Raw genomic sequence first — 13,332 nt, forward strand, 5'->3', positions numbered from 1 at the left:
AACACAGATTTCACTAATTAGCACAAATTTAATTGGTGAAAATCTGTGAAATTCGTGTTGTGTTATTTATTCTATAATTGCTTTTTTATCTAAAGAAGCGCCTTTTTTAATCGCTATTTTCACATTATTCAAAACATTGTTTTTCAGGAAAACATTTTTGGTTTCTTTTCCATCGGCTTCGATAAAAATATCGGTTTCATTGAATGGAAAATTGTTGTTGATCAATGTATTTGAAACGTTGTCTAGTTTAATAACCGGAACTCCTTTTATCGCTGTTGACGAACCAACGTTGTCTAAAATAACATTTTTTGAATCTGAAATTTTGAAAGAAGAACCAATTGTCGCGTTTACTTTTACATCGTGAAATTCAACATCTGTTGCGGTGTTTACCGTAAAACCTTCTTTTCCGTCCATGTTGATGTTGGAGAAAGTAATGTTTTGAATCGGCATTTCGGTGATTCCTAAAATCTGTCCTGCTTTGTTTACGTTGGAAGCTGTGATGTTGCTCATGTGAATGTTTCTGAAAATTGGCGTTTTCTCGGTTACTGGCTCAACTGTAGTGCCTTTGTCGTAGAAAAGGCTCAATACGATGGCTTCTTCTTTGATGTTTTTCATGACGATATTATTCACACGAATATCTTCTACCACTCCGCCTCTTCCGCGAGCCGATTTGATACGGATTCCTCTATCGGTTCCATCAAAAACGCAATTTGAAATGGTGATTTTTTTGATTCCGCCCGACATTTCGCTTCCAATGACCACTCCACCGTGACCGCTTAACATGGTACAGTTTGTAATGGTAACATTTTCAGTTGCTTTACCATATTTACGTCCGTCGCCGTCTCTTCCCGATTTGATGGTAATACAATCGTCTCCAACGCTGATATGGCAGTTTGAAATATGTACATTGGTACAAGAAGAAGGATTAATTCCGTCTGTATTTGGCGAATGCGGATTAAAAATAGAGATTCCAGTTACGGTTACGTTATCGCAAAATTCTGGATTAATCGTCCAGAAAGGTGAATTTTGAAAAGTAACGCCTTCGATCAAAATGTTTTTACAGTTGTAAGCCTGAAAGAATGATGGTCTGAAGAATTTCTTGTCAACCGTTCTTTTGTAATACGGTTCCGTGTAAAGGCCTTTGTTTTGCTCTTCCCACATGGTTTGGTATTTGGTTGGAGGCAAAGGTTCTTTGGCAGTTTCGATTCGGTACACTTCATTCCACCACGCTTTCCCTTGTCCGTCGATTACGCCTCTTCCTGTAATGGTAATGTTTTGCTGATCTTTTGCGTAAAATAAAGGCTGGAAAGATTTCATGACAATTCCTTCGTAACGCATTTCTACGTAAGGCAAGTAGTCATCAAAGTTTTCTGAGAACTTCAAAACCGCTCCAGAATCTAAGTGAATGGTAATGTTGCTTTTTAATGTTAAAGCGCCTGTCAAATATTCTCCGGCAGGAAAAAAGATGGTTCCTCCGCCATTTTTAGATGCTTTTTCGATTGCGTTTTGGATGGCTTGAGTGCATTTTTGACCTTTGTTGTTTCCGCCTTCTTTTAGGATGTTTATCCAGCCATCTTGTGCAAATGTTGTTAGGCTGGTGATGAAGCAGAGTATGATTAGTATGTTTTTCATTGTTTTGTTGTTTTTTGGTTTCACGCAGATTTAAAAAGATTAAAGCAAATCGAGCAGATTTTTAAAATTTAATCTGTGCAGATCAGCTAAAATCTGCAAAATCTGCGTGAAATATTTTATTCTTATTTTTTGTCATTGCGAGGAACGAAGCAACCACATTTACAAAATAAAACTTTGCATTTTTATGGTAGTGAGGTTGCTTCGTTCCTCGCAATGACCAATCTATATGGTTACTTTGAGGTTAAAATCAAAACCCAGTCATTGCCATCTTCTTTATTTCCTGCTGGCTGGAAGTTTTGAGTTCCTTTATTATCAAATGTTCCGATTATTGTTTTCTTGCCGTTTCTTGGATTGTACCAAGTTGCTTCGAATTTATCTCCAGCAATTTTGCCTAGTTTTACTTCTATTATTCTTCCGTTGTAAGTGTATAATAATGCATACTTTTCTCCTCTTATGGCTGGAATGTAATCGTATTTTTCTCCTTGGTTAACCACTAAAGAAACGTCTGGTGTTCCTTCTAAAAATGGAAATTCTTCCATCAGCTTTTTAATGTAAACCATTTGTTTGGCTCCTGGCGCATTGATTGCTGATGTCCATAATTCTTTGTTTCCGTAAGCTGGTTTATCGCCTTTTCTGAACATTTGCATTACCGCGTTGTGTCCATACGTGTAACCTGCTCCGCCTGACAGAACCGACCAATATCCGTAACGGCGTACGTCGCTTGCGGTCCATTTTGGCTGTAATGTATCGTGGAGTCCGTGTGGAATATTTTCATATGAAGGTTCTCCGTCAAGCGTTGGTTTTATAGGTTTTAAATCGAAATCTCTAAGAACGAATTTGTAATTGTCCTCTTTGAAATTCGTTTTACTAGAATCCTGATCGTATCTTCTGTGTCCTGACTGAAACATATTGAAATCCAGCCATTTTACATTATGAAAATTCTCTGAAGAATCGGTTCTTCCAAATGGATGGAAAGTCACTAACTGGTCTGGATTACTGGTTTTTAAAGTACTTCCGATAGCATTCCAGATATCCTGAAATTCGTTTCCGTGCGTATCTCCTCCATTTAACCAGATTACGTTGGTTCTGTTTTTATATCTATTAGCCAAGAATTGAGCATATTCTGTTGCCTGTTCTTTGCTTACTTTATTTCCTTTTGAAACGTTGGTTCCCCAAACCGGAACCATGGCTACGTAAATTCCGTTTTTCTGAGCTACGTCTAACGTGTAATCTACATGATCCCAGTAGTCATACTGTTTTGCATCTTTGAAATCATTTCCAGCCGTAATCAACGGTTTTGAAACGTCTTCGTTGATTAATGCTGGATCACCATAAACATTTACGGCATTGATATTATGCAAAACCATAACCTGAACTACATTGAATCCTTTGTCTTTTCTGTCTTTGAAGTATTTCTCCACTCCTGCTCTGTCCAGTTTTCCGAATGCGAGCCAACCTGTATCACCAAGCCAGAAAAATGGTTTTTCGTTTTCGGTTACAAAATAATGCTGATTTTTAGATACTTTGATTTGAGGCAGTGCGCCTTTTGTTTTGGCTTGCGAGAATCCGCTTTGTGCTGTGAGCATAAAGGGAATGCAAAGGGCGTATAAGGATTTAATTTTCAGATTCATTTTGGGTTGTTTTTGAATTTATGTTTTTTGGTGTTTTGATAGCCACGAATTCACGAATTTTTCTTTTATAATCTTTGTGTTTTTTATTTCACGCAGATTTTGCTGATTTTGGCTGATTTGCGCAGATTTTATTTAAAAAAAAACTGTACGATCTGCTTTAATCTTTTTAATCCCGATAGCTATCGGGAGCGTGAAATATTTTTAACCATGCAGATTAAAAATAATTCGTGAATTCGTGGCTATCAAAACTTTTTATTTCTTCACTACGAAAAGCACTTTTTCTTTTATCTCGGCTTGTGGAATTGTGATTTGTTTTCCTCCGCTAATATTGGCTTTTTTGGTTGTATTTCCTGTTGAAGCATTGATTGCGAATACTTCAAATGTTCCTTTTTCGTTTGCTAAATCGATTGTGATATCCTGATCGTTTTTCAGGTAAAATAAATAGCTTTTCCCTTTATTTTCTAATTTCCAAAGATTGTCCGAAAATGTATTTCCTTCTGCTGGTTTCATTTCGCTTAAAGCGGTATAAAACTGAGGCAGTTCAATTTTTGGAATGTTTGGCAAAGAAGCTCCTGCCATTAATGCTGGCCAACCGAATCTTGATGAACCGTCTGTTGAATATAAAACTACTTTTTCAGGATATTTTTCGCGGTATTCTCTAACGGCTCGATATACCTGATTATCCGTTTCTTTTCCGGTTTTCAGTTTTCTGGCGTGCTGTCTTGGTGCTAAATTCACGCCTCCTTGTGGAGCGTAAGCTGAACCGTCTTCTTTGTAATACCAATATCTGATGTCGATTACATCAACCGTTTTGTTTCTTTTGGCATCATTCAGAATAGCATCCTGAACGTCTTTCGTAGCGCTTAATCCGATTAAACCTTTTTTACCTGTTTCGTCTTTCCATTTTTGGGCCTGGTCAATCCAGAATTCCATGAAGTGAAGCGGACCTGTATATTCCGCACTTGTTAACTGAATTACGTTGCTGTTTTCTTGAAAGTTTTCGAATGATTTTCTAATAAAACCTTCGTGCAATTTTCTTCTTTGCTCATTCGTAATATCGTAAAACTGTTCCGCCATAAAAATACGTTTGTCTCCTGCGTACGGCGGCGGCTCTGGAAATCCTGAATTATTAATATTGTTTGCCGAACGCCAAGGCGAACTTGCCCAATGCGCTCCAGCCTCTAAAATATTGTGCTGAAAATATTGCTGATTGATTAACAATTGTCCGTTTGGTTCTGACAATGTTGCAAACTGCGCTAAACGGTTCCAGTACCAATCGTTGAATTTCGTTAAATCGTATTTACTTAAATGATCCCAAGCCAAATCCTGTCCGCTTCTCGCGAAAGGCTGTTCGTAAAACGGAGGCCAAACATCAGCATCAAATCGGCGTACGCGTTCGTGATCGTCCATACGGCGCTCATACCATAAACCGTAATTGTGTTCTAAGGCAACGATGTTATTTTTTGTCAAATAATCTACCGTTTCCTGAACTTTATCTGTCAGTCCGTTTCCTGTTCTTCCGGGTACAAAACGGGTTAAATGCGGTGTCGATTTTTTTACGAAATCATCCGTAAGATCTCCTCTCCACCAGGCTACATTCGTTTCTTTTCCTGCAATTAGTTTTCCTTCAAAAGTCAATAAACCGTTTTCAACAATTACTTTTGAAGTTGATGTTTTCGCTTTATTTTCTGAAGCAACTTTTAAATCGTTGGCATTTTTAAGTTTGGAATTGTTTGTGTCTATTGGATTTTGTTTGGAAACTTCTGTAATCCATTCCTGCAAACTTTTTGCTGTTGTTGCTGAGTTTTTTGTCAGTTCCTGCGCTACTTCGATTGTTGGACTTGAAGAAGGTTCTGATCCTAAATCATAGATAAATGCCGGTGAAGGCAGTTTTCCTAATCTGTTTTCTAATTGTGTGTAGAACAAACTTCTTGGACTGATATGTCCGTTTACGTCTTTCCAGTGTCCGTTTCCTCCAAATTGTCCCCAAACTCCAAAAGCCCAGTTTTGTGCTGTTGGCGGACTATAACATTCTACTTTTGAAGCAGATGATTCCCAGATAACAGAATTTGCTGCTGTCCATCCTGCGCCTCTTCCTGCCTGTTCTCTGTTATTGTAGCTTAGTGCTTTTCCGTCAATATTAGCAATGTCAAATAAAACTCCAGTTGCCCAGCTTCCGATTGCACCACTGTTATCAAACGGAAGATGCGATTCGCACTGAACGAAAGCATTTGGACCTGTTGTTCCAAATCCACCCACGGCAAAATCATGATAGCCAAATTCAGAATAACAACGCTGGAAAAGGGTCTGCTGACCTTCGGTATAAAAAGTATGTCTTCTGAATGAAGCAATTTCAGAAACGGGTTCTGTCGCGATGCAATCTTCTACCGTAATCTGCTGACTTGTTTTTAAAATCGTAACGGCACCTCCTGCAAAGTGTTTGAAATTAACTTGTTTTACCCAAGCATTTGTAGTGTTTTCTATACTTACCGCCTGCCATCTATGTTCTTCGTCTTTTGCATTTGAAGGATTAAAAGTTGATTTCATCAGCATGTTTTCAACGCCGATATGTTCAATTCTTCCTGCCCATGAATAAACGGTAACTTTTGAAGTTCCGAAAACGTCGTCTAAAGACATGGTTATTGGCGCGTTTACCGTTACTTCGTTTCCGTTGATTTTAGTTACAATACGATTCCAAGTTGTAATCCAATCTCCTTTTTTCCAGCCAATCCATGAAGTTTCTCCGCCGAAATCTTGCATGTTTAGTTCTTTAATGAAATTATCCGTTAAAGGTTTGCTGATTTCGATTTCGTCACCAACTTTTAATTTTGACGTATTTTTTAATTGGATTTTCTGTGTTCCAAGCGGTGTGTAAGCATTGTTAAATTCGAAAGTATCTTTATACACCTTATCGTTTACACCCAAAATTCTAATCAATGCTTCCCTTTCTAAACCTGTTCCTAGAAGTACGGTTCCGTTTTCTGTATTTCCGCTTCCGCGAAGGACAACTCCCGATTTTCTGATGTATAAAGTGCCGCTTACTTTGAAAGTTCCTTTGTCTAAAAGAACAGCTCCGCGAAAACCATTTTTATCTGGTTTTAAACCGCTTACATAATCAATCGCATTTTGGATTTTCTGCGTCGCGTCTTCTTCCTGCTTCGAAACAAAAATCTTGTTTTCCAGATTCGGAATTGCTTTTTCTGATGCCATATAGCCCGCAAAAGAAAAATCCACAATTTGGTTTCCTTGATTGTCTGTCGTGAAGGTCAGTTTTCCTTCTTTCGTCTTTACAATATCTGGGAAAGCAGTTTGGGCTGTGGTACTTATTGACATAGCAAAACACATTATTACTAATGTGTTTTTGAAAGAAATTATATTTTTAAAATGAATGAAGTTCACTTTTAATTGTTTTTAGATTTTCTAAAGTTAAGTATTTCCTCAGTTTTGTCATTTCGACGAAGGAAAAATCTTCGCAAGAAGCTCCGCAAAGTTTGATTTAGATTGTCGAGCAACTTACGAAGATTTCTCCTTCGTCGAAATGACAAACTGTGCGTTATTACTTCATGTTATTAAACCTGACAGGTTTTAAAACCTTTCAGGTTTCTATTCGCAAAAATTACTTTTAACTATTGAACCAAAGATTTTACTTTAGCCAATGTATCGGTATTATTCTCCAATTTCGTCCAGTCTACTTTTTGATTTGGATCGATGTTGTTGAAATACTTTTCGATATTCGTGTAACCGTCTCCGTTTGAATCTTTATTGGCATCTGAAGCGTCTTTTGGATTTAAACCAAATTTCTTCTCCCATGCATCTGGAATTCCGTCGTTATCCGAATCTTTGTACGCTTTTCCTTTGTAAGTTGGATATCCGCCAACTTGATCTGGATGCGTTATAATTCCTCTTTTGTATGAATCGGCAGGAAGTCTTCTTTTTACAAATTCTTTTCCAATCGCATTTTCTAAACCGTCTTTCACTTCGATTTTTCCAGTGCGAACTTGTTTCAGAACTCTTTCATCAACAGCATCTCTTTTCGGGATTGTCGCTCCCACATTCGTTAAAACAAAATCATACGCTTCTTCTGCACTCATGATTTTAAATGAAGGCATTGAAAAAGGTTTTGGCTGTTTGATGGCTGCTAAAAATTCTTTGGTTTCCGCTTCTGGAAGGTTTTCCAATTGCACTCCGCCATTCCAATTGTCTGCCGTAACTTCTGGAGATCCTACGATAAAGTTACCTGAAACGTAAGCTCTTCCGTATTGTTTTGGCTGAATATATCCTGATTCTGGTTTTACGATTCTATGCGAAATAGGCTCATTTACTGGCGTAATTGGTCCTGGTTTAAAATAATTGTTGATGATATTTAACATCGAACGATAATCACCTCCGTCAAGCGTACGATTCCACCAATTAAATACTACGTTATTCACAAAATTAAAGTCGCCATACATTCCGATAGAAGCATTTCTAGAAATGTTGTCGGCCCAAAGATTACGCATAAAAGTACTATTTAATCCGCCGATTGTACTTCCAAACGCGTGATTATAAGTATCTAAACCTTCTGACGAAATAGTGTTTTGAATCGTGATATTACAAGCTGGTAGTTTCTCTAATTTAGATTTTTCATTTGCAGCAAACTGGTGTCTGTACAATGAAATATTTTCGTCTAATCCCCAGCTTACAGAACAGTGATCAATAATGATATTTCCCATTGGGTTTCCACCTAAAGCATCGTCTCTTCTGGTTACCTCAGTTGCACCACGTCTAAAACGCATGTGTCTGATAATAACGTCATGTGTGTCAATTTCTAATGTTTCTCCCGCAATACAGATTCCGTCACCTGGAGCTGTTTGTCCTGCAATCGTCACATAAGGCGCACGCATGCTGATTCTTTTTTCGAGTTTAATTATTCCTGAAACATTAAAAACGATTGTTCTCGCTCCAACAGCTTCGCAGGCTTCACGAAAAGTTCCTTTTCCGCTATCCGCTAAACTAGTCACTACAAATATTTTTCCGCCACGTCCGCCTTGTGTATAAGCTCCTCCGCCTTCAGCACCTGGGAAAGCAGGAATATCAGCTTGTACAAAATCTTTTGGATAAGAAGCCCAAGGCAAATAAGGTTTTCCTTGTTTAGCTTCTTCTTTAATAATATGATAATTAGCATTCCAAATTTCGGCTAGTCTTTTTTCTTCGTCAGCTAAAACAGCGTCTGCTTTTGCTTGAACATCTTTTGGAATTACGGGATATTGGGCGTATGTCGAAGAAACAAGTGAACAAAATGAGAATGCAAATAATGCTTTTTTTAGAGTACGGTTTGGAGAAATATTTTGCATTTTTTTAGTCGTTAGTAGTTAGTTGGTTAGTCCTTAGTTTTTTTTAGTAATTAGTCCCTAGTGGTTAGTCCTTAGTTTTTAGTTAAAAAATTGACTATGGACTAAAATCTAAGGACTAAGGACTATTCTTTTTGGCCTTCTTTCTTCGCTTTCTCTCTTGCTTCAACGCGCTCGTGCCAGTCTTTACTTTCTTTATTTAGATCGTAACCTTGTTTGGATAAATAGTTGTTGATTCTTCCTTTGTATTTACCAAACCAGCCGTGTTTTTCTTTAGATGAGCCAGCGTCCATGGCATGTTCTCTAGCTTCAACCAAAGCTTTGTAGATATAGTCTTTCTGCTCAGCAGTTAAATTAGGAAGCATGTCGTTGTAACCTGCAACCGTGATTGGAAGCACGCCATAAGTCATTCCGTCTTTTACTTCTGTGATTTTGTCTTCTGATAATTCTTTACTTAATTTTTTGATGTAAGATTTATGCAGTTTTTCAATTGATTCGTCTGCTTTTGCTTTCAGCTTATCAATTTTTTCGTTTTGTTTTTCTTTAGCTAACGAAGTGTCTTCTTTTACTTTTTTGATTTCAGCATCTCTTCCATCATGAATTTCAGTTAAATCTCTGAACTGCTGTGCGATTATATTTGAAACAACTTTTTCTTTAGCTTCGTTTTTCAAGTCTAATTTCACAACGATTTTAGCCGCTCTCTCGTTGGTAACTTTAACGTATTCTGGATCTACATGCTGTTGTGCATTTAAAGCCGAAAATGCGAAAAGAAACGATAATAAGCTGATATTTAGTTTTTTTATTAACATCGTCTTTATGTTTTAATCTCGCAAAGGCGCTAAGTCGATAAGCTATTTTTCTTAAGTCTTAAAATAAAACTTTGCGACTTTGCGTCTTTGCGAGAATTTTTTTTATCTAAACTCTTATTTTAAATCTAACAAAGGTCTTACCAAAGTTTCTTTATTGTTAGCTAAATCTTTCCAGTTTACTTTTATCGCTGGATTTACACCGTTGATATAATCTTCGATATTAGAATATCCGTCTCCGTTTAAGTCTCCTTTTGCATCAGATGGATCATTCGGATTCAAGCCATATTTTTTCTCCCAAGCATCTGGAAGACCATCTTTGTCTGTATCTACATAAGGTTTTCCTTTGTATTCAGGATATCCTCCAACTTGAGAAATATCTGTAATGATTCCTAGCTTATAAGAATCCATTGGAAGACGTCTGTGTTCGAATTGATAGAAAGTCTTTTTCTCTAAACCTTTTGCATATTCTGGAACTCCAGTTTTTACCGTTCTTACGATTCTTTCGTCAACTTTATCTCTAAGTGGTAATGTAGCTCCAGCATTTTTAAGAACATAATCATAAGTCTCCTGAGCCGTCATAATTTTGTCAAACCACGGCATTGGCATTGGCTCATTTACTCTCATTTTCGGGAAATATACTGATGCTTCTGCAAAAGTCATTAATTCTCCTTTTTTAGTTTCCATTTGTACTCCACCATCCCAGTTATCTTTAGAAACTTTTTCGTTTCCTTCAACTACGTTTCCATTTACATAAGCTCTTCCGAACTCCATGTAATCCAATTTGCTTCGTCCTGCTTCTGGTTTCAAGATTCGGTAGCTGATTGGCTCATTTTTATTGGTAGCTGGCCCTGGCTTAAAGTAGTTATTGATAATGTTGTATTTTGCTGTATAATCTCCGCCATCAATAGAACGATTTACCCAGTTAAACACAACGTTGTTTACGAAATTGAAAATTCCGTTCCATCCAATTGATGGATTTCTACCTGTATTACTAGACCACATATTTCTTAAGAATGAGCAATTTTCTCCTCCTAAGGTACTTCCAAAAGCGTGGTTATAAGTATCTAAACCTTCTGCAAACAAACTATTTTGAATCGTAACATTTACAGTTGGCAATTTTTTATCTGCAGAATTTGGTGTTCCATCATTATACATATGTCTGTAAAAAGACATGTTTTCATCTAATCCCCAGGTTGCAGAAACGTGGTCAATGATGATGTTTCCAACTGGATTTCCTCCGATTGCATCATCTCTTCTTCCAACAAAAGTTTCTCCTCTACGGAAACGCATATGTCTAATTACTACATCATGCGTATCTACCCAAATCGATTCTCCTGCCACACAAATTCCATCTCCAGGAGCAGTTTGTCCTGCAATTGTAACGTAAGGTGCACGGATAATTAATGGGCTTTTTAATTTGATAATTCCCGCAACATTAAAAACTATTATTCTCGCTCCACCTTTTTCGCAAGCTTCACGTAAAGATCCAGGTCCGCGGTCTTCAAGACTTGTTACAGTGTAGACATTTCCACCACGACCTCCAAAAGAATACATTCCTCCTCCTTCAGCTCCTGGAAAAGCAGGAATACTTGCCTGTGGTAAATCGGTTGGTCTTGCTGCCCACGGAATATAAGGTTTTCCATGTTTTGCTTCTTCTTCAATAACAACTAAAGCTTTCTGCCAAGCTTCGTCTGAAAGTCTTTGAGCTTCTTCTTTAATTGCTTTTTCCTGCGCCTGAACTTCTGGACTAATTTTAGGATATTGAGCAAAACATTTTGCACTTCCTAAAAAAAGTAGCGATGATGCGATAAATAATGCGGAATTTTTCATGTTAATTTTTAATTGTGGTAATTCTTTTTAAACAAATCACCTGTATCTTTTGACGAATACAGGTGAAAAGCTTTGTATGTTTTTTGTTTAGTGGTAAAATTTATTCTTGGTAAATGTATGTTCCAGCCGCTCCGTTACCATCTTTCCATCCAACAGTTTGTGTTAGCCATGGATTAGCAACCAAAGCAGTCTGATTAAGACCCATAATGTAATAATTTGATCTCCAAGAAATAGGAGTTGCAACGTTACCTACTTGATCCATTGGTGTTGGAGGAGAACGTAACTCAAAATTATTAGTATAAAAAGTCGCCAATGCATTAATTTGAGTTTGGAAGTTTGCAGCATCTGGATCAACAGAAATAGAAGCACGTTGAGAAGCTAAAGGATCTGTGTTAGCAGCACTAGTTCCATTTTTATAATGTAAATAGTTTCCAACACGCTGAGTTCCGTTGATTACTGGAATACCAAGTTTAGCATTTGTCTGATCATTGATTGAAGCATCATCACTGTAAAGCATCCATCTTTGAATATCCCAAAAACGTTTTCCTTCATAAGCTAACTCAACTCTGCGCTCATAAAGACAAGCTTCAAGGGCAGCGTATTTGTCTCCCAATGCACCTATTCCGTAATTATCTGTAGCAGCAATTCCAACACGTTTACGAATTCTTCCTAAATAAGTAGTAGCATTTCCAATATCTCCTTTTGCAGCATAACATTCTGCAATGTTTAATACTAACTCTGCAAAACGATATTCAAAAATATCTGTTCCAGAAATCTGGAAGTTTGAAGCATTACTTACAGTAGGGCTTGACATTTTACGAATGAAAGCAGGACTTGCTACATCGTTACCCATACTGAAACCGAAAGCAGTTGAAGTTGTACTCCAACGATATGCCCAAACAGTAGGTACTGCTGCTGTCGCCAAACTATTGTTGTAAGGCCAATAACTTCCTGAGAAACCAAATGTTCTATAAAAACGTGGGTCACGATCTTTAAAAAATAAGAACGGATCATAACTATTAGCTGCAGTTGGTCTTTTTCCATTAGCCATAGGAAATAAGTCAATCATACTTTTTGGAGCATCAACTCCACCACTTCCTTGTCCACCTTGGCTCGTCAAACGAATTGATCTTTCCCAAGAGTTATTTGATTGTAAAGAAGGAGTAACTGTAGTACTGCTTGCTAAAAGTTTAACAACAATTGCCTCTGAAATGAATGCATTATCATTAACATAAAACATTCTTTCCCAATCTCTTGCTGTTGCTCCATATAAGCCGTGTCCTTGAGAAGTTAATTCTGTTTCTGCTGCTAATCCAGCTGCTAAAGCTGCATCCCAACGCTCTGTAGATGAATCCCAATTTTTATTGAATAACGGACTTGCATACGTTAACAATACACGAGCTTTTTGAGCCATTGCTGCTCCTTTTGTAAAACGGCCATAATCACTAGCTGGCCATTTGCCAGGCAATAAACTTGCTGCTAGATCAAAATCGGCAGTAATTTGGTTCACTAATTCCGTTACTGTAGCCCTTGGTATTTTGATTGAAGGATCATCTTTAGATGGAGTCTGAACTGTTGTAACAATTGGAACACCACCGTAAGTACGCATTAAATCAAAATATTGAGTAGCACGTAAATAATACATTTGCCCTTTTATCTGATCACGAAATGTTTGAGGCAAATTAGCTCCGTCAACATCAATTCTTTCCAACATCACATTAATGTCTCTAATTCTATTGTAAGGATCATTAGAAGGGTTTTCAACTAATGTTTTTCCAAAATAACCTGATCCATCAGCGGCATTTTCCAAAGTTATATTTGGATTAATCATTGCAGAGATACCGCCTACTTCTTCCGTATAAGAAGTTTGAGTAGTTGTAAATGATCCAACAAGTGTAGCTGTAGGCGCTTTATAAGCATCGTAAAAATCAAAATATAAGTTATTTACGTACCAATTTACACGTTCTTCACTTTTAAAGAACTCTGCGTCATAATACTTATATTGCTTTTTGTCTTCCAAAAAGTCATCACTGCATGAAACTCCTAATATCATTAAAAGAGTCATTGCTATATATGTACAAAATTTTGCTTTCATAATTG

7 protein-coding genes are annotated in these 13,332 nt (G+C 37.3%); all 7 read right to left on the reverse strand.

What is annotated here, in order from left to right; translation table 11 throughout:
- Positions 1-66 precede the first annotated feature (66 nt).
- Positions 67-1,632 carry a glycoside hydrolase family 28 protein gene (locus ACWA1F_RS16210; protein ID WP_456895058.1) on the reverse strand — a complete coding sequence of 522 codons (1,566 nt, stop codon included), beginning with the start codon at positions 1,630-1,632 and terminating at the stop codon, positions 67-69.
- 230 nt (positions 1,633-1,862) lie between these two features.
- On the reverse strand, positions 1,863-3,263 hold the full coding sequence (locus ACWA1F_RS16215) for a glycoside hydrolase family 140 protein (RefSeq protein WP_456895059.1): 1,401 nt from the start codon (positions 3,261-3,263) through the stop codon (positions 1,863-1,865).
- A 252-nt stretch (positions 3,264-3,515) separates the two neighbouring features.
- Complete coding sequence (locus ACWA1F_RS16220; protein WP_456895061.1) at positions 3,516-6,596, reverse strand: DUF6298 domain-containing protein; 3,081 nt, start codon at positions 6,594-6,596, stop codon at positions 3,516-3,518.
- A 293-nt stretch (positions 6,597-6,889) separates the two neighbouring features.
- Complete coding sequence (locus ACWA1F_RS16225) at positions 6,890-8,596, reverse strand: polysaccharide lyase (protein WP_456895063.1); 1,707 nt, start codon at positions 8,594-8,596, stop codon at positions 6,890-6,892.
- A gap of 122 nt (positions 8,597-8,718) precedes the next feature.
- Entirely contained in the window at positions 8,719-9,402 is a 684-nt protein-coding gene (locus ACWA1F_RS16230) for a DUF3826 domain-containing protein (protein ID WP_456895065.1), read from the reverse strand.
- A 114-nt stretch (positions 9,403-9,516) separates the two neighbouring features.
- Positions 9,517-11,232, reverse strand: a complete 1,716-nt coding sequence (locus ACWA1F_RS16235; RefSeq protein ID WP_456895067.1) for a polysaccharide lyase — start codon at positions 11,230-11,232, stop codon at positions 9,517-9,519.
- 100 nt (positions 11,233-11,332) lie between these two features.
- Positions 11,333-13,327 (reverse strand): RagB/SusD family nutrient uptake outer membrane protein, encoded by a 1,995-nt coding sequence (locus ACWA1F_RS16240; RefSeq protein ID WP_456895069.1) that lies wholly within the window; start codon positions 13,325-13,327, stop codon positions 11,333-11,335.
- Positions 13,328-13,332: the final 5 nt, after the last annotated feature.

The sequence above is a fragment of the Flavobacterium erigeronis genome (assembly GCF_054075165.1).

Excerpts from the sequence above, each read along its gene's own strand:
- ACWA1F_RS16230 (WP_456895065.1), bottom strand. The coding sequence starts at position 9,402 with ATGTTAATAAAAAAACTAAATATCAGCTTATTATCGTTTCTTTTCGCA.
- ACWA1F_RS16240 (WP_456895069.1), bottom strand. The coding sequence starts at position 13,327 with ATGAAAGCAAAATTTTGTACATATATAGCAATGACTCTTTTAATGATA.
- ACWA1F_RS16235 (WP_456895067.1), bottom strand. The coding sequence starts at position 11,232 with ATGAAAAATTCCGCATTATTTATCGCATCATCGCTACTTTTTTTAGGA.
- ACWA1F_RS16210 (WP_456895058.1), bottom strand. The coding sequence starts at position 1,632 with ATGAAAAACATACTAATCATACTCTGCTTCATCACCAGCCTAACAACA.
- ACWA1F_RS16225 (WP_456895063.1), bottom strand. The coding sequence starts at position 8,596 with ATGCAAAATATTTCTCCAAACCGTACTCTAAAAAAAGCATTATTTGCA.
- ACWA1F_RS16220 (WP_456895061.1), bottom strand. The coding sequence starts at position 6,596 with ATGTCAATAAGTACCACAGCCCAAACTGCTTTCCCAGATATTGTAAAG.
- ACWA1F_RS16215 (WP_456895059.1), bottom strand. The coding sequence starts at position 3,263 with ATGAATCTGAAAATTAAATCCTTATACGCCCTTTGCATTCCCTTTATG.